At 70.0% G+C, this 17495-nt stretch carries 12 protein-coding genes; 8 read left to right on the forward strand and 4 right to left on the reverse strand.

The genetic code is table 11. The features are described from left to right. Positions 1-4: 4 nt before the first annotated feature. The gene (locus MFF07_RS14825; protein WP_373322359.1) at positions 5-1942 is read right to left on the reverse strand and encodes a potassium transporter Kup; all 1938 of its coding nucleotides are present in this window, start codon (positions 1940-1942) and stop codon (positions 5-7) included. Between the two features lie 159 nt (positions 1943-2101). Between MFF07_RS14825 and MFF07_RS14830 the strand changes: the two genes are divergently transcribed. Further along, entirely contained in the window at positions 2102-3025 is a 924-nt protein-coding gene (locus tag MFF07_RS14830; RefSeq protein ID WP_238232285.1) for an alpha/beta fold hydrolase, read from the forward strand. 13 nt (positions 3026-3038) lie between these two features. Here the strand turns inward: MFF07_RS14830 and MFF07_RS14835 are convergent, their stop codons facing one another. Beyond that, a complete protein-coding gene (locus tag MFF07_RS14835; protein WP_147818527.1) occupies positions 3039-4613 on the reverse strand; it encodes a GMC oxidoreductase in 1575 nt (524 codons plus the stop codon). A 137-nt stretch (positions 4614-4750) separates the two neighbouring features. Between MFF07_RS14835 and MFF07_RS14840 the strand changes: the two genes are divergently transcribed. From MFF07_RS14840 to MFF07_RS14860, 5 genes are all read left to right on the forward strand, one after another. Next, on the forward strand, positions 4751-5680 hold the full coding sequence (locus MFF07_RS14840; protein ID WP_238232286.1) for a hypothetical protein: 930 nt from the start codon (positions 4751-4753) through the stop codon (positions 5678-5680). Beyond that, entirely contained in the window at positions 5680-6585 is a 906-nt protein-coding gene (locus MFF07_RS14845; RefSeq protein WP_147818528.1) for an SMP-30/gluconolactonase/LRE family protein, read from the forward strand. Before MFF07_RS14840 ends, MFF07_RS14845 begins: the two co-directional genes overlap by 1 nt. After that, positions 6576-7502, forward strand: a complete 927-nt coding sequence (locus MFF07_RS14850; RefSeq protein WP_147818529.1) for a VOC family protein — start codon at positions 6576-6578, stop codon at positions 7500-7502. The genes MFF07_RS14845 and MFF07_RS14850 overlap by 10 nt, the downstream gene beginning before the upstream one ends. Positions 7503-7618: 116 nt before the next feature. Beyond that, positions 7619-8887, forward strand: coding sequence for a metallophosphoesterase family protein (locus MFF07_RS14855; protein ID WP_147818530.1), 1269 nt, complete (start codon positions 7619-7621; stop codon positions 8885-8887). A gap of 3 nt (positions 8888-8890) precedes the next feature. Beyond that, on the forward strand, positions 8891-12370 hold the full coding sequence (locus MFF07_RS14860) for an AAA family ATPase (RefSeq protein WP_238232287.1): 3480 nt from the start codon (positions 8891-8893) through the stop codon (positions 12368-12370). Positions 12371-12376: 6 nt separating this feature from the next. On the opposite strand, the gene MFF07_RS14865 is transcribed toward MFF07_RS14860, so the two are convergent. Next, positions 12377-12628, reverse strand: coding sequence for a hypothetical protein (locus MFF07_RS14865; RefSeq protein ID WP_147818532.1), 252 nt, complete (start codon positions 12626-12628; stop codon positions 12377-12379). A gap of 255 nt (positions 12629-12883) precedes the next feature. On the opposite strand from MFF07_RS14865, the gene MFF07_RS14870 reads away from it, so the two are divergent. Further along, entirely contained in the window at positions 12884-13657 is a 774-nt protein-coding gene (locus MFF07_RS14870; RefSeq protein ID WP_238232288.1) for a LamB/YcsF family protein, read from the forward strand. A 108-nt stretch (positions 13658-13765) separates the two neighbouring features. After that, the gene (locus tag MFF07_RS14875) at positions 13766-15868 is read left to right on the forward strand and encodes an AI-2E family transporter (RefSeq protein ID WP_238232289.1); all 2103 of its coding nucleotides are present in this window, start codon (positions 13766-13768) and stop codon (positions 15866-15868) included. On the opposite strand, the gene MFF07_RS14880 is transcribed toward MFF07_RS14875, so the two are convergent. After that, complete coding sequence (locus MFF07_RS14880) at positions 15814-17436, reverse strand: ABC-F family ATP-binding cassette domain-containing protein (protein WP_147820431.1); 1623 nt, start codon at positions 17434-17436, stop codon at positions 15814-15816. The two genes, MFF07_RS14875 and MFF07_RS14880, sit on opposite strands and share 55 nt — an antisense overlap. Positions 17437-17495 lie beyond the last annotated feature (59 nt).

The raw sequence follows: 17495 nt of genomic DNA on the forward strand, positions 1-17495 counted from the left end.
GGTTTCAGATCTCGATCTCGGTGCCGACCTCGACCACCTGGCGGGCGGGAATGCAGAAATGCGCGCCGGAGCGCTCGGCGTTGCGCTTCAGGAAGGCGAACAGACCCTCGCGCCAGACGGACATGCCGGGATGGTCGGCCGAGGGAATCACAACCTCGTGGCCGACGAAATAGGTCATGTCCTCGAGGAACGCGCCCGGAAACAGGCCGCTCGCCACGGCGCAGCGCAGGCCCTCGGGAATCGAGGCCGATTGCATGAAGCCGTAGCGAAGGGTCACGCGGATGATGTCGTCCGTGATCCGCGTGACCTCGGCCCGGTCCTTCGTGGCGATCACCGGGTCCTCCTCGTAGAGCACCGTGACGATCAGGACCCGCTGGTGCAGGGCGTGACTGCGCTCGACGAGCCGGACCATCGGCAGGGGGATGCCGTGGATGCCGGCCGAGAGGAAGGCCGAGGTGCCGGGCAGGGTGATCGGCGGGTTGGCCTTGAGCGCGGCGAGAAACGCCTCCTCCGGCTGACGCAGCGTCTTGCGCTTCTGCTCCAGCAGGCGGTTGCCGGTCATCCAGGTCAGCATCAGGAAGGCGACGGTGAAGGCGAGCACCAGCGGAAACCAGCCGCCCTCGAACAGCTTCACGCTGTTGGCCGAGAGGAAGACGAGGTCGATGACGAGGAAGGCCCCGTTGAGCGCGAAGACGGCGATGGGGTTGTAGCCCCATTTGAGCGCGACGAGCGCCGCCAGCAGCGTGGTGATCGCCATCAGCGCCGAGACCGCGATGCCGTAGGCGCCGGCCAGCGCGTCGGACGAGCCGAAGATCAGCACCGCGGCGATGGTGGCCAGCGCCAGCAGCCAGTTCACCGCCGGAACGTAGATCTGGCCACGCTCCTCGCTCGCCGTGTGGACGACGCGCATCGGCGGCATGAAGCCGAGCTGGATCGCCTGCTGCGTCAGGGAGAAGACGCCGGAGATCACCGCCTGCGAGGCGATCACGGCGGCGAGCGTCGCCAGCCCGATCAGCGGGTAGTGCGCCCAGGCCGGCGCGAGGCGATAGAACGGGCTCTCGATGGCGTCCGGCTCGACGATGAGCAGCGCGCCCTGCCCGAAATAATGGATCACCAGCGCCGGCAGCACGAGGCAGAACCAGGCCTTGCGGATCGCCGAGGCGCCGAAATGCCCGAGATCGGCATACATCGCCTCGCCGCCGGTGACGGCCAGGAAGGCCGCGCCCATCATGGCGAAGCTGACGTGCCAGCCGGCATGGGTCACGAACTCCACCGCCTTCAGCGGGTTGGCCGCGGACAGGATCTGCGGGGCATGGACGATGCCGCCGACGCCCATGAGGGCAAGCACCACGAACCAGACCAGCATCACCGGCCCGAAGACCTGCCCGATCACGGCGACGCCCTTGCGCTGGACGGCGAAGACGCCGACCAGGATCGCGAGGGTGATCGGCACGACGAAGCGCGACAGCCCCGGCGCCTCGACCTTCAGGCCCTCGATGGCCGAGAGTACCGAGATCGCCGGTGTGATCGCGCCGTCGCCGTAGAGCAGGGCCGCGCCGACGAGGCCGACGGTGAGGAGCAAGGCCTGCCGTGTCCTGGCTTCGGCGTGCCGCGCGCCGAGCAGCGCCAGCATCGCGACGATGCCGCCCTCGCCCCGGTTGTCCGCGCGCAGGATCAGCACCGCGTATTTCAGCGAGACGATCAGGATCAGCGCCCACAGGATCAGCGAGACCGCGCCGGTGGCCGCCATCGGCACCGGAGCGCCGCCGGCCGTGGCGGCCCTGACCGCCTCCTTGAAGGCGTAGAGCGGGCTGGTGCCGATATCGCCGTAGACGACGCCGAGCGCCCCGAGCATCAGGGCCGGTCCCGCGCCGTGGCGCGCCGCCCCGGGCTTGCGGGGGATGGCGGGGGTGTCGAGAACCGGCGCGGCAGCTTGGCTCACCAGACGGCTCCGATCGTAGGCGTGGGTCTGTCGGATCGAGGTAGCCGAACCGGGGCCGGCGTCCAGGGTGACGGATCGACTATCCCCTTCGGATCACAGGCTCGTGTCGGATTGCCGTGGTAGGAGTGGCGCCGCAGGCTTGAGGCTCGAGGACACCGCATGAAGTTCGCTCTGGTGATCCTGTCGCTCGGCCTCGCGGCGGCGCTGATCGCGGGCGGGATCTGGCTCTACACGCCGGACAAGGCGCGTCCCGATCTCGAAGCCCGCTATTCCGATGCGCTGACGGACTTCGTCGCGGTCGCGGGCGTCCGGCTGCATGTCCGGGACAGCGGGCCGCGCGACGCGCCGGCAATCGTGATGCTGCACGGCTTCGGATCGAGTCTGCACACCTGGGAGCCCTGGGCCGAGGCCCTGTCGGCCGACCATCGCGTGATCCGATTCGATCTGCCGGGCGCCGGCCTGACCGGCCCCGATCCGACCGGCGACTATTCCGACCGCCGCAGCCTGGAGGTGCTGACCGGGCTGATGGACCGGCTCGGGGTCGCGCGGGCGAGCCTGATCGGAAACTCGATCGGCGGACGCATCGCCTGGAGATTCGCTGCCGAGAGCCCGGCGCGGGTCGAAAAACTCGTGCTGATCTCGCCCGACGGCTTCGCCGCTCCCGGAGCCGGCTACGGACAGGTACCGGAGGTTCCGGCCTCGTTCCGGCTGCTGCGCTTCATCCTGCCCACGCCCTTCGTGCGGATGAGCCTCGCGCCGGCCTACGCCGACCCCGCCCGCCTAACAGACGATGTCGTGGCCCGCTACCGCGACCTGATGCTGGCGCCGGGGGTACGCGACGCCATGATCGCCCGCATGGAGCAGGCGGTCCTCGCCGATCCCGACCCGCTGCTACGCCGGATCCAGGCCCCGACTCTGCTGCTCTGGGGCGAAAAGGACGGCATGATCCCCATCGCCAACGCGGCCGACTACCTGAGCCGCATCCCCGGCAGCCGGCTCGTAGCCCTGCCGGGCCTCGGGCACGTGCCGCAGGAGGAGGCGCCCGCGGTGTCGCTGGAGCCGGTGCGCGACTTCCTGAAGTGAGCGGAGACCGCCGCTAGCCGAGCCGCCCGGCGATGTGATCGCCGACCCTCAAGGCATTGGCGATGATGGTCAGGGTCGGATTCACCGCGCCGATCGACGGAAAAAAGCTCGCGTCGGTGACGTAGAGGTTGTCGATCCCGTGCGCCCGGCAGTCGAGGTCGAGCACGGAGGTGGCCGGGTCCTCGCCGAAGCGGAGCGTTCCGGCCTGATGCGCCGTACCGCCGATCGGCACGTCCTTGCCGAGATAGAGCGACCGGTCGAACAGGTGCGGGTGGATGTCGAGTTTTTCGCACAACTCCCGCAGCTTCTGCTTCAGCCGGTGATGCCCTTCCATGTTGGTCTCCGTGAGATCCAGGCGCACGTTGCCGTCGACGTAGTGGATCCGGTTGCCCGGCAGCGGCAGATCCTCGGAGGTCAGCCAGAAATCGAGCGAGTGCTTGGCGATCCAGTCGAACGGCTTTTCGGGAAACCATTGCAGGAAACCCGGCAGGCCTTCGCCGTGGATCTGCACGCCGTCCGACTTGCCGACCATCTGGATGTGGCCGAGGGGAAAGTCGAAGTCGCTGTCGGGATCGGTGAAGTAGTAGTCGTTGAGGCCGAGCGTCTTCTGGAACTTGGTCGGGTTCGGTGTCTTCGAGACGGCGAGCACCGTCGCGTTGTTGTGGCGCATGTAGTTGCGACCGACCTGGCCCGAGGCGTTGGCGAGCCCCTGCGGATGCGCGTCCGAGGCGGAGCGCAGCATCAGCAGCGCCGAGGACAGCGCCCCGCAGGCCGCCACGACGATGTCGCCGGAATAGGTTTCGGTCGTCTCGCCGCGCTTCACCTCAATACCGGTGACCGTGCGCCCGGCCGGGTCGGTGACGAGCCGCTCGACATAGGAATTCGTCATCAGGGTGAGGTTGTCGTGCGCCTTGAGCGCCGGATCGACGCAGATCACCTGCGAATCCGCCTTGCCGTTGGTGAGGCAGGGATAGCCGTCGAAGGCGTCGCAGCGGATGCAGGCCGAGTGCGGCAGCGGCTTGCCGTCGCGTTCGTCGAGGATCACGCCGACCGGCAGGTGGAACGGCCTGCGGCCCTCGCGCTTGAGGCCGTCGAACAGCTCCTGGATGCGCGGTTCGTGACTCACCGGCGGGTGGGCATAGGGCTTCGATGCCGGCGGCTCGGTGGGGTCCTCGCCGCGCAGGCCGTGGACCTGATAGAGTTCTTCCGCCGCCTGATAATACGGTTCGAACACGTCGTATTTCAGCGGCCATTCCGGCGAGACGCCGTCCGGATGACGCACGTCGTAGAAGTCCTTCTCGCGCAAGCGGAGGAGGACGGCGCCGTAGACCTTCGAGTTGCCGCCGACATAGTAGTGCAGGCCCGGATGGAATTCGCGCCCGTCGGCTCCGAGCCAGGTTTCCTTCGCCTGATAGCGCGCGTCGACGAAGACGGCCTGGCTGTCCCAGTTCTCGCGCTCGCGGGGCAGGTATTCGCCGCGCTCCAGCAGCAGCACGCGCTTGCCGGTCTGCGCCAGCCGCCACGCCATGGTGCCGCCGCCGGGGCCGGAGCCGATGATGACGACGTCGTAGTGACGCTCGCTTGCCATGGACCGTCTCTCGCTTCCGGTCTTGCCGATATGATCACGATGCCGCGCCGCTGTTCGCAGCCGTCGCCGCGAAACTTTCGAACGGTTCGAGGCTTCTCGCAGCGCAGCATCAACTCGTTGCGAGGGGGAAAAGGTTCATGGCCGGTCTCAGCATCGTGATCGCCTTCAGCGTGCGGCTGCTACTGGTGGCGCTGTTCCTGCCCTTCAGCGCGCTCGACAAGATCGTGAACTTCCGCGGCGCGGTGGGGCAAGCCAGCCAGATCACCGCCTCGAAGGCGCTGGCGACCGGGCTGATCCTCGCTGGCCTCACCGTCGAGATCGTGATGTCGCTGGGCATCCTCACCGGCATCGCGGACCGCGCCGCCGGCTTCGTGCTCGCCGGCTATTGCGGCGTCACGGCGCTGCTCTGGAAGCAATTCTGGAAGCCCGGCGATTTCTGGGCCGGCGGCAAGGGTCGCGAGCTGTTCTGGGATTTTTTGAAGAACTTCGCCCTGGCCGGCGGGTTTCTGCTCGTCACCTTCGGCACGACGGCCGGATCGGTCGGCGCCTTCTTCGCCGATCCGTTCGCCTCCTCGCGCCCCTACGATAGTCAGCGAACCCAGCAGACAGGCCGCACCGTGAGCGATCAGGACAAGCCGAACATTCCCTACTGGCATCTCTGGACCGACAGGGACGGCGTCAGCCGCCACACCCGCTGCGTGATGACCGAGTTCGACAAGAAGTCGATGAGCCCGCCGGCCTCACCGCAATGGCAGGGCCAGAAGACGCATGACGGCGCCACCGTGTTCGTCACCGTGCAACCCGTGGGATGGACCGGCGACTGGCACGAGAACCCGAAGCCCCAGTGGATCATCCCGCTCTCCGGCCGCTGGTTCGTCGAGGCGATGGACGGCAGCCGGGTCGAGATGGGTCCAGGCGAGATCTCCTTCGGCGAGGACCAGAACACCAAGGAGCGGGACGGCCGGAAGGGCCATTATTCCGGCACCGTCGGCGACGAGCCGGCCGTGCTGATGATCGTTCAGTACGACAAGCCGCCGACCATCGACGCGGCCTGCCGCTTCAAGTGATGGACAACGTCGAGGTCCATGACGAGCGCTTTGCCGGCTACATCCTCGAGAACGCGCTGCTGGAGGAGCTGGGCTCCGGCTTCCGCTGGATCGAGGGGCCGGTCTGGATGGGCGATGCCGGCTGCCTGCTGTTCCAGGACCTGCCGCGCGACCGCACCATGCGCTGGATCGAGGACGAGGGTTTCTCGGTCTATCGCGCGCCCTCGGACTACACCAACGGACAGACCCGCGACCGGCAGGGCCGGCTGATCGCCTGTTCGCATCGCGGCCGCTGCCTCCATCGGACCGAACTCGACGGCACGGTCACGACCCTCGTCACGCATCACGACGGCCGGCGGCTCAACGCGCCGAACGACGTGGCGGTGAAGTCCGACGGCACGATCTGGTTCTCGGACCCGGTCTACGGCATCTCGAACGATTACGAGGGCGGCCGCCAAGTCTCCGAGCAGCCGCCCGCCCTCTACCGCTTCGATCCCGAAACGAACGAGATTACGGTCGCGGCCGGCGATTTCGACGGTCCGAACGGCCTCGCCTTCTCGCCGGACGAAAGCCGGCTCTACGTCTCCGAGACCGGCGACCAGACCCATGCGAACCCGCGCCAACACATCCGCGTCTTCGATGTCGGGGCCGACGGGTGCACGCTCTCGGGCGGCGATATCTTCCATAAGATCGAGCCCGGTTACTGCGACGGGATGTGCGTCGACGAGGACGGCAACGTCTGGTCGAGCGCTGCCGACGGCGTGCATTGCCTGAGCCCGGAGGGCCGGCTTCTCGGCAAGATCCTGATTCCTGACCGGGTGTCGAACCTCTGCTTCGGCGGCCCCATGAAGAACCGGCTCTTCATCGGCGGATCCCACACACTCTATGCGATCTTCCTCGATCGCCGAGGCGTACAATGGCCGTGAGCGTCGAGAGGATCGCCCGCATCGGCCTGAACGCCGCCGACCCCGACCGGCTGGCGGCGTTCTACGAAGCCGCCTTCGGATTTTTGCGCGAGGGAGACGTGGAGTGGGCGGCGGAACCGGCCTCGCGGCTGTTCGGCATGGCCGTCGCGCGGGCGCGGGTGGTGAGCTTGCGGCTCGACGAGCAACGCGTCGACCTCGTCGGGCTGATCCCGCAGGGCGCGCCCTATCCCGGCGACGTGCCCGGCTGGAGCTCGCTCTTCCAGCACTTCGCGATGATCGTCCCAGACATGGAGGCGGCATACGCACGGCTCTCACGGGTGCCCGGCTGGCAGCCGATCTCGCAGGGCGGGCCGCAGCGCCTGCCCGAGGCGTCCGGCGGCGTGACGGCCTTCAAGTTTCGAGACCCCGAAGGCCATCCCCTCGAACTGCTCGCGTTTCCGCCCGGCGGAGCCCCCGAAATCTGGCGCCCGACCTCCGAAAGAACCTGTCTCGGCATCGACCATTCGGCGATTTCGGTCGCCGACACCGCGCGCAGCATCGCCTTCTACGAAAGCCTCGGCTTCCGGGTCTCGTCGCGCTCGCACAATCTGGGGCCGGAGCAGGCCCGGCTCGACGGGATCGAACGGCCGGACGTCGCCGTCACCGGCCTGAGCCTGCCGGGCGGAGCGCCGCCGCATCTCGAACTGCTCTGCTACCGCACGGAGATGGACAGGGCGCAGACCGGGATGCGCGCCGTGGACGATGTCGCGACGCGCCTCGTGTTGGCCGTGACGGATGCCGGGACGCTCTCCGAGGCCTGGGAGAGCCTGGCCGCGCACCGCGTCTCCGCCGAGCCCGTCATCTGGCCCGACGGCCGGACCGAAGCGTTGCTGCGCGATCCCGACGGCCACCACCTGCTGCTGACCGCCCCCGCCTGACGGTCCCGGTGGACGGCCGGCATCGCGCGTTGAAACGGCCGACTCCATCGGAGATAATCGCGCCGGTAAAAAACCCGGTGCTCGGACCGGGAGGGCGTTGCGGAGCATCCGGGTCCTTGGCGTATCGTTTTGTCCACGCGGCGGACATCCACCTCGATTCCCCGCTTCGGTCGCTCGCCCTGCGCAACCCCGACCTCGCCGCCCTGGTCGGCGACGCGACCCGTCAGGCGCTGATCGGAATCGTCGACCTCTGCCTCGACGAGCGGGTCGACGCCCTGCTGCTGGCCGGCGATCTCTACGACGGCGAGCAGACCTCGATGAAGACGGCCCGCTTCCTGGCCGACCAGATCCGGCGGCTGCACGCGGCCGGGATCCGGGTCTTCGTGATCCGCGGCAACCACGACGCGCTCTCGAAGATCACCAAGGAACTCGTGTTCCCCGAGACCGTGACGGTCTTCGGCGGACGGGCCGACACCGTCGCGCTCGACAGCGACGGCGGCCATTTCTCCGTCGCGATCCACGGCCTGAGCTTTTCGCAGGCCCACGCCCCCGAGAGCCTGCTGGCCAAGTACCGCCCAGCGGTGGAGGGCGCCGTGAACATCGGCATCCTGCACACCAGCCTCGCGGGCGCGGAGGGCCACGACCTCTACGCACCCTGCAGCCCGGCAGAGCTGCGCGCCACGGGGTTCCGCTACTGGGCCCTCGGCCACATCCACAAGCGTGCGGTGATCGAGGGCGACTGCACGATCGTGATGCCGGGCATGCCCCAGGGCCGTGACATCAACGAGGCCGGCCAAAAATCGGTGACCCTCGTGACGATCGGCGACGACCGCGCGATCCGGGTCGAGGAGCGCCCCATCGGCATCGCGCAGTTCGCGCGCGTCACGGTCGACGCCACCGGCATCGCGGAGTGGAGCGCGCTGATCGGCGCCGTCGGCAGCGCCCTCGAAGCGGCGCGGGCGCGCACGGCCTCGCAGCACCTCGTCGCCCGGCTGCAACTCACCGGCAGCACGCCGCTCGCCTGGCGCATGCGCCGCGACGGCGACCTGCTGAAGGCCGAGGCGGAGGCCCGCGCCGGCCTCGTCGGCGCCTGCTGGATCGAAAAGCTCGAGATCGCCTGCACCCCGCCCGGCGACGCCTCCCCCTCCCCGTCCGACCCGCTGCACGAGCTGCGGCGGCTGATCGACGACGAGGTAATCGATTCCGAGGCCTTCCGGCAGGAGCTTGGCCAGATCGCCGACGAGCTCAAGGGCCAGCTGCCGCCGGAATGCCGCGACAGCTTCGGCGCCGACCAGGCCGCCTACGAGGCCCTGCTCGCGCGGCACGCCCGCGAGGGGACCGACGAAGTTCTGGCGCGGCTGCATGCGCTCGACGCGCGCGGCTGACGCATGCGGCTCAAGCGTCTCGACCTCACCCGCTACGGCAAGTTCACGGACCACGCGATCGACTTCGGCGAGCGGGTCGCGGGCGTGCCGGACCTGCATGTCGTCTACGGCCCCAACGAGGCCGGCAAATCGACGACGCTGGCGGCCTTCCTCGACCTGATTTTTGGGATCGGCGGCCAGAGCCCCTACAATTTCCTGCATCCCTACCCGACCATGCGGATCGGCGGCCTGCTCGATTTCGCCGACGGCCCGCGGGTCTTCGCGCGCCTGAAGCGCCCGCAGAACAGCCTGCTCGACGGCAACGACCAAGCCATCCCCGAAGCGGTGATCCGGGCCGATCTCGGCGGTATCGATCGCGATGCCTACCGCACCATGTTCTCCCTCGACGACGAGACCCTGGAGAAGGGCGGCGAGAGCATCCTGGCCAGCAAGGGCGACCTCGGCGAGCTGCTGTTCTCGGCCGGCGCCGGCCTCGCCGATCTCAGCCGCAACCTGGGCAACCTGCGGGGCGAGGCGGACAAGTTCTACAAGTACCGTGCCCGCGGCGGGACGCTCGCCGACCTCAAGGCCCGCCTCGCCGCCCTGAAGGCCGAGAAGGAAAAATTCGATACCCTCGCCTCGGATTACGCGCGGCTGGTCGCGACCCGCGATCGGGCGGCGGCGCAATACGAGGACGCCATTGCCGAGCGCACCCGCCTGCAGGGCCGTATCGACGCGATCCTGCGCTCGCTGAACGCCCTGCCCCGCCTCGCCGCCCTGCGCTCCACCCGCGAACGGCTCGCCCCGCTGGCCGCGCTGCCGGATGCGCCGGCAGGCTGGGCACAGGAACTTCCGTCGTTACAGAAACAGGAGATCGAACTCGGCATCAAGCTGAAGACGGTCGCGGACGAACTCGCCCGCCTCGGCGCCGAGATCGACGCGGTCGGCATCGACGAGGCGGCCCTGCGGCTGCACGACGACCTCGAATGGCTCGACGGCCTGCGGGCGCGCTACGCCACCGCCGAGATCGACCTGCCCGAACGGCGGATGCAGGTACGGGCGGCGGATCTCGCCATCTCGGCCATCCTCGCCCGCCTCGAACGGCCGGACGAGGCCGACCCGCGCCGGCTGGTGCTCGGCGCCTCGGTCGTCGGCCGGCTGCGCGAGCTGATGGAGGCCCGCGCCGGCCTCGACGCGGCGAGGGCCGCCGCCGTCACCGAGCATGCGGATGCCGGGCGGCGTCTGACGGACGCGACGGACACGCTCGCGGCCTCCGGCGGCACCGAGGCGGGCGCGACGCCGGACAAGGCGATGGCCGCCCTCGCCGCCACCGTGGCGGCCCTGCGCGGCTCGGACCACGCCGCGCGCCAGAAACGCGCCGCGCGCAACCGTGACGCGGAGCAGGCGCGGCTGGCCGACCGGCTTCGCACCCTCGCGCCCTGGCAGGGCGAGGCCGACGCGCTCCTGGCCCTGCGCTGCCCGGAGCCGGCGACGCTGCAGGCCTGGAAGAGCGCGCTGGAGACGCGGCAGGCGGCGGTCGCCCGCCATGCCGCCGAGGTCGAGCGGCTGACGAGCGAGGCCGGCCGCCTCCGGGCCGAGCGCGACGCCATCGCCGACACCACCGGCCTTGTCGGCGATCAGGAGGCCGCCGCGCTGCGCGCCGACCGTGAGCGGGCCTGGGCCGCGCATCGGCGCGATCTCGCCGCCGCCTCGGCCGACGCGTTCGAGGCGGTCCTGCGACAGGACGACATCGTGGCGGCGGGCCGCCTCGGCCACATGGCGGATCTGGCGAGCCTGCATCAGCGCGGACAGGCCCTCGCCGTCGCCGAGGCGGCGCTACACCGGGCGAAAGGGCTTTTCGCGGAAGCCGCGCAGGGACTGCAGGCGTTACGCGACGAAATCGCGAAAAGCGTCCGGGGGATCGCCACTGCGCTCGACCCGGAGACGAATCCGGCGGACCTCGACGGCTGGCTGACGCGGCGGACGACTGCGCTCGCCGCGCGCGAGGCGCTGATCGCGGCGGAAACCGAACTGCGCGATGCCCTCTCCGACGAGGGCGACGCCGTCGAACGGCTCGCCGCCGCTCTGGCCGGCGCGGGCCTCGCCGTCGCGCCGGGGGCCGGGTTCAGCGCGCTCCTGGCCACGGCCCAGGACGCCCTCGACCGCGAGGCGGAGGTCCGGGGCCTCCGGCAGGCCGTCGCGGAGCGCGCGCGCGACCTCGCAGACCGGCGTCGCGCCGTCGCACAGGCCGAGGCGCGGGATGCGGATTGGGCGGCGGCCTGGGCCGAGACCTGCGCCCGCTGCTGGCTCGGCGAGACCGGCACGGCGCCGGATCTCGCGACGGTGCGCGAAATCCTCGCGGCCATCGAAGACCTCACGCCGGCCGTCGACCGCAAGGCGAGCCTGACGGACCGCATCGAGAAGATGACGAAGGACCAGGAGGCGTTTCGCGAGCATGTCGCGGCGCTCGCCGACTTGGTGCGGATCGAGGCCTGCACCCCGGATCCCGTCGATCATGCGCGGCGGATCGCCGAGCGCATCCGCGAGGCCAGGGCCGAACGGGATCGCCACGCCGTGGCGTCGGAGGCCGCCGAGGCGGCGCGGGCGCGCAAGGCCGCGCTCGACGAGACGCTGGCGATCCATGCCGGGCGCAAGGCCGCGATGACCGCGCATTTCGGCGTCGCCACCCTCGACGACGTCGGCGCTCGGCTAGCCGAGGTCGCCCGGCGCGACGAGCTGCGCACGCAGGCCGAGACCGCTGAGCGCGAGATTCTGGACGGCCTGCGGCTCTCTACGATCGCGGAGGCGGAGCGGGTGCTCGACGACGCCGACCGCCCGGCCCTCGACGCGGAATTCGCCGAGCTGAAGGCGCGCTTCGACGACCAGGACCGGCTCTGCCAGGAGCTCTTCGCCCAGCGCAGCGACGCGGTCGGCAAGGTCGAGGCGATCGGCGGGGACGACACGGTCGCGGAGATCGAGGGCAAGCGCCGCACGACGTTGCTCGAGATCGAGGACGGCGCGCTGCGCTACCTGCAGCTCCGGGCCGGCACCGCCGCCACCGAGCACGGCCTGCGCGCCTATCGCGAGCACCACCGCAGCGCGATGATGACCCGCGCCTCGGACGCCTTCCGCACCATCAGCCGCGGCGCCTATGCCGGGCTCGCGGCGCAGCCGGGCAAGGACGCCGAGACTCTGATCGCGCTGCCGGCCGGCGGCGGCTCGAAGCAGGCGAGCGAGCTCTCGAAGGGTACGCGCTTCCAGCTCTATCTGGCGCTGCGCGTCGCCGGCTACGACGAGTTCGTGCGGGCGCGCGCCCCGCTGCCCTTCATCGCCGACGACATCATGGAAACCTTCGACGACTTTCGCGCCGAGGAGGCGTTCCGGCTGCTCGCCGAGATGGCCGGCGTCGGACAGGTGGTCTACCTCACCCACCACCGCCACCTCTGCGACGTCGCCCGCAAGATCAGCCCGAACGTGCGGATCCACGAACTGCCGGGCGTTTGAGGCGGATCAGGCGGGCTCCAGGCACCGCGTGTCCGGCAAGGCCCTTGCCTCCCCGAGCGGCCCGGCGCGCAATGCCTCCACCAGCAGCAGGATCTCGTCGGGAAACAGCGCCTCGTGCGCGAGGCCGAAGGCGGTCTCCAGCGCCGGACCGAGGGCGCGGACCAGGGGATGGGCCCGCGGCCCGTCCGGCCCGGGGTCGCGGCCGATCCGGATGAAGCCGGACACGCAATCGATGGCGAAGGCCCGAGAGGCAGGCATGACGTCCTGGAGCGCGCGCAATCCGCAAACCCGCCGAGCCGGGCGCGCCCGGTGGTGGGACCGGGGCTCGTGCGTGGGGCCAAGCTGAGCCATTGCGGTTGAATGGGGCCTGAAGGGCGCGGCCATTCCGGCAGCTACACGCTTCGGCGCCTTCGGCCATCGCGAAGGCCGGCACTATACTCGGGCGTGCCGGTCCTGGCCGGCGGTGTTCGGAACCATGCCGACGGACGGGGCGGCTTCGGAGGACCTGACGGCATGAGCGGCCAGCGCAACATCGACCTCAACGCCGATCTCGGCGAGGGCTTCGGCGCCTGGCGCATGGGCGACGACGCCGCGCTGCTCGCCATCGTCACCTCGGCCAACGTCGCCTGCGGCTTCCATGCCGGCGACCCGGACATCATGGTCGAGACGGCCATGGCGGCAAAGGCCAGGGGCGTCGCCGTCGGCGCACATCCCGGCTTCTTCGACCTTCGCGGCTTCGGCCGGACCCCGATCCGCGAAACTCCGAGACGGATCGAGCGGGACGTCGCCTACCAGATCGGCGCGCTGCAGGCCTGCGCGGCGTTGGCCGGCACGCGGGTGACCTACGTCAAGGCGCATGGGGCGCTGGCGAACCTCGCGAATGCCGAGGACGCGATCGCCGAGGCCATCGCCCGCGCCGTCGCCGGCGTCGACCGCGGCCTCGCCCTCGTGGTGATGCCGGGGCTTCCCGCCGAGCGGGCCGCGGCGCGCGCGGGGCTGCGCGGCATCCGCGAGATCTACGCCGACCGCGCCTATGCCGACGACGGCCGCCTCGCGCCGCGCGCGATGGACGGCGCCGTGCTGCACGACGCGCACGACATCGCGGCGCGGGTGCGCCGCATGGTCGAGGACGGGGCGGTGACGACCCTGTCGGGCCGGCGCATCCCCGTCGGGATCGACACGGTCTGCGTCCACGGCGACCATCCCGGCGCGATCGCGGCCGCCCGGGTGGTGCGGGCGGAACTGGAGGGCGCGGGGCTGGCGCTCAGGCCGTTCGCACCGCCCTGAGCGCATGGCGCCCGCACTGCAAAACGCGGGGAGGGATCGATTTCGGCCGTTCACGGTTTCTTGAGGCGCGATCTCGGGATCGCGCCGCGTGAAAGAGTCGAGCCGGCCATGAAGAGCGATCCGAGAAGCAGCGGCCTCGTCGTTCCGCCGCGCCCGACGCGGATCGCCGCCGCCGAGACGCCGAAGGGCAGCATCGCCTCCCCGGTGATCGTGGCGGCGATCATCGTCACCGCGCTCTATCTCGGGCGCGACATCCTGATCCCGATCGCCATCGCGGTCCTGCTCTCCTTCGTCATCGGTCCCCTGGTCCACCTGCTGCGCAAGCTCAGGCTCGGGCGCCTCGTCGCGGTGCTGATCGCGGTGCTGACGGCGTCGGGCGTCATCGCGGCGCTCTCCACCGTGATCGGCGTGCAGGTCGCCGACCTCGTGAAGGACGTGCCGCGCTACCAGCACACCATCGAGCGCAAGATCGAGGGGCTGCGCCAGGGGCCGCTCGGCACCGGCATGGACTACGTCGCCAACATCAACCGGGCGATCCACGATGCCGGCAGCGAGCCGGACAAGCAGAAGAAGCCGGAGACGTCGCAGACCAAGCCCGAGCCGACCCCGCCCGTGCTGGTGGAGATGAAGGACCGTCCGCCGAGCCCGCTCGAACTCGCCAACACCGTGCTCTCGCCGGTGCTCGGCCCGCTCGCCACCACCGGCATCGTGCTCGTGGTGCTGCTCTTCATCCTGATGCAGCGCGAAGACCTGCGCGATCGGCTGATCCGGCTGGCCGGATCGAACGACCTGCACCGCACCACCGTGGCGATGGACGACGCCGCGCGGCGGCTCTCACGCTACTTCATCGGCCAGCTCGCGCTCAATTCCGGCTTCGGGCTGGTGATCGGCTTCGGGCTCTGGGCGATCGGCGTGCCGAACCCGGTGCTGTGGGGCATCTTCTCCGCGCTGATGCGCTTCGTGCCGTATATCGGCGCCTTCGTCTCGGCGGTGTTTCCGCTGGCGGTGGCCGCCGCGGTCGATCCGGGCTGGGGCATGGTCATCGCCACGTTGATCCTGTTCGGGGTCATCGAGCCGCTGGTCGGGCAGATCATCGAGCCGCTGGTCTACGGCCACTCCACCGGGCTCTCGCCCTTCGCGGTGCTGGTCTCGGCGCTGTTCTGGATCTGGCTGTGGGGGCCCGTCGGGCTGATCCTGTCGACGCCGCTCACCGTCTGCCTCGTGGTGCTCGGCCGGCACGTCGACGCGCTCGAATTCCTCGACGTGCTGTTCTCCGACCGCCCGGCCCTGACGCCGGTGGAGAACTTCTATCAGCGCATGCTCGCCGACGACCCGGAGGAGGCGCAGGAGCATGCCGACACGATCCTGCGGACCTGCTCGCTCTCGGCCTATTACGACGAGGTGGTGCTCAAGGGCCTCGAACTCGCCTCGCGCGACGCCGCCCGCGGGGTGCTGACCCTCGAGCAGAAGGGCGACATCCGCACCTCGATCGCCGCGCTGATCGAGGAGCTGGAATCCCGCGAGGACGAGCGGCCGGTCGAGCCGGCCAAGGCGGTGCGGCGCCTGTTCGCGGGCAAGGCCGTGGCTGCGGAAGCCGCCTGCGACGCCGCCACGGCGATCGACGATCCGCCCGAGCCCGAGGAGTTGCCCGAGGCGTGGCGGCGGGAGGGCGCGGTGCTCTGCGTCGCCGGGCGCGGCTTCCTCGACGAGCCGGCCGCCGCGATCCTGGCCCAGCTCCTGCGCAAGCACGGACTCGGTACCCGCATCGCCGAATTCTCGGATCTCGCCCGCGCCAAGATCGACGGCTTCGATGCCGGCCCGACGCAGATGGTCGTGGTGATCTCGCTCTCCATCGGCGGCGAGCCCGGCCACCTGCGCCGCCTCGTCGGCCGGCTGCGCCAGAAGCTGCCCGGCAAGCGCATCGCGGTCGGCCTCTGGCGCATCGACGACGAGGGCGCGTCCGAGGCGGCCGGCCGCCGCGAGATCGAGGCCGACGAGCACGTCTCGTCGCTGCGCGACACGATCGAGGTGGTGCTGGGCAGCGCGGTGGCGAAGCCGGCCGCCGCGATGCCGGCTTCCGTCCCGCCCGCCCCGTCAGGCCCAGCCGATGCCGGCTTGAGCGGCAGCACGCCTCTCGTATCGCTTGCGGAAAAGCATCACCCCCGCAGGCCGGGAGCCTCCTGGCCGGTGCGGGCGACGTACTCGGTATAGCCGCCGCCATACTGGTGGATGCCCTCGGGGGTGAGTTCGAGCAGCCGGTTCGAGAGCGCGCCCAGGAAGTGCCGGTCGTGGCTGACGAAGAGCATGGTGCCCTCGTAGGTGGAGAGCGCCTGGATCAGCATCTCCTTGGTGCCGATGTCGAGGTGGTTGGTCGGCTCGTCGAGCACCAAAAAATTCGGCGGGTCGTAGAGCATTTTTGCCATCACCAGCCGGGCCTTCTCACCGCCGGAAAGCACCCGGCAGCGCTTCTCCACGTCGTCGCCGGAGAATCCGAAGGCGCCGGCGAGCGCGCGCAGCGAGCCCTGGCCCGCCTGCGGGAAGCTCGATTCGAGGTCCTGGAACACCGTGAGATCGCCGTCGAGCAGATCCATGGCGTGCTGGGCGAAGTAGCCGAGCTTGACGCTGCCCCCGACCGCGACGGTGCCGTCGTCGGGCTTGGTGGTGCCGGTGACGAGCTTGAGCAGGGTCGACTTGCCGGCCCCGTTCACCCCCATCACGCACCAGCGCTCGCGCCGCCGGATCGAGAAGTCGAGCCCCTCGTAGATCACGCGGCTGCCGTAGCTCTTGTGCACGCTCTTGATCATGACGACGTCGTCGCCCGAGCGCGGCGCCGGCTGGAAGTCGAAGGCGACGCTCTGGCGGCGGCGCGGCGGCTCCACCCGCTCGATCTTGTCGAGTTTTTTCACCCGACTTTGGACTTGAGCCGCGTGGCTGGCCCGCGCCTTGAAGCGCTCGATGAACTTGATCTCCTTGGCCAGCATCGCCTGCTGGCGCTCGAACTGCGCCTGCTGCTGGTGCTCGTTCAGGGCGCGCTGCTGCTCGTAGAAGCCGTAATCGCCCGAATAGGTGGTGAGCGACCCGCCGTCGATCTCGATGACCTTGCCGACGATGCGGTTCATGAACTCGCGATCGTGCGAGGTCATCAGCAGCGCGCCCTCGTAGTTCTTGAGGAAGGCCTCGAGCCAGATCAGGCTTTCGAGATCGAGATGGTTCGACGGCTCGTCGAGCAGCATCACGTCGGGGTTCATCAGCAGGATGCGGGCCAAAGCCACGCGCATCTTCCAGCCGCCCGAGAGCTTGCCGACGTCGCCGTCCATCATTTCTTGGCTAAAACTCAGGCCCGAGAGCACTTCGTAGGCCTTGCCCTCCAGCGCGTAGCCGTCGAGCTCCTCGAAGCGGGCCTGGACCTCGCCGTAGCGTTCGATGATGGCCTCCATCTCGTCGGCCTTGTCGGGGTCGGCGAGGTCGGCCTCGATCTCCTTCAGCTCGGCCCCGACCACGCTGACCGCGCCCGCCCCCGCCATCACCTCGGAGACGACGCTGCGGCCGGCCATCTCGCCGACATCCTGGCTGAAATAGCCGATGGTGGTGCCGCGCTCCGTCGCGACCAGGCCCTCGTCGGGCTCCTCCTGGCCGGTGAGCATGCGGAACAGGGTGGTCTTGCCGGCCCCGTTCGGCCCGACGAGCCCGGCCTTCTCGCCCTTCTGCAGGGCTGCCGAGGCCTCGATGAAGACGATCTGCCGGCCGTTCTGCTTGCCGATCTTTTCGAGGCGTATCATGCGACCAGACGTGCTTTTGGGGGATTTGCCGAGGGCTTACGGCATGGGTGGAGGCAGCG

It is taken from the genome of Methylobacterium thuringiense (assembly GCF_022179645.1).
Classification (GTDB): domain Bacteria; phylum Pseudomonadota; class Alphaproteobacteria; order Rhizobiales; family Beijerinckiaceae; genus Methylobacterium; species Methylobacterium thuringiense.

Excerpts from the sequence above, each read along its gene's own strand:
- MFF07_RS14870 (WP_238232288.1), top strand. The coding sequence starts at position 12,884 with ATGAGCGGCCAGCGCAACATCGACCTCAACGCCGATCTCGGCGAGGGC.
- MFF07_RS14835 (WP_147818527.1), bottom strand. The coding sequence starts at position 4,613 with ATGGCAAGCGAGCGTCACTACGACGTCGTCATCATCGGCTCCGGCCCC.
- MFF07_RS14875 (WP_238232289.1), top strand. The coding sequence starts at position 13,766 with ATGAAGAGCGATCCGAGAAGCAGCGGCCTCGTCGTTCCGCCGCGCCCG.
- MFF07_RS14865 (WP_147818532.1), bottom strand. The coding sequence starts at position 12,628 with ATGCCTGCCTCTCGGGCCTTCGCCATCGATTGCGTGTCCGGCTTCATC.
- MFF07_RS14860 (WP_238232287.1), top strand. The coding sequence starts at position 8,891 with ATGCGGCTCAAGCGTCTCGACCTCACCCGCTACGGCAAGTTCACGGAC.
- MFF07_RS14840 (WP_238232286.1), top strand. The coding sequence starts at position 4,751 with ATGGCCGGTCTCAGCATCGTGATCGCCTTCAGCGTGCGGCTGCTACTG.
- MFF07_RS14830 (WP_238232285.1), top strand. The coding sequence starts at position 2,102 with ATGAAGTTCGCTCTGGTGATCCTGTCGCTCGGCCTCGCGGCGGCGCTG.
- MFF07_RS14880 (WP_147820431.1), bottom strand. The coding sequence starts at position 17,436 with ATGATACGCCTCGAAAAGATCGGCAAGCAGAACGGCCGGCAGATCGTC.
- MFF07_RS14845 (WP_147818528.1), top strand. The coding sequence starts at position 5,680 with ATGGACAACGTCGAGGTCCATGACGAGCGCTTTGCCGGCTACATCCTC.
- MFF07_RS14850 (WP_147818529.1), top strand. The coding sequence starts at position 6,576 with ATGGCCGTGAGCGTCGAGAGGATCGCCCGCATCGGCCTGAACGCCGCC.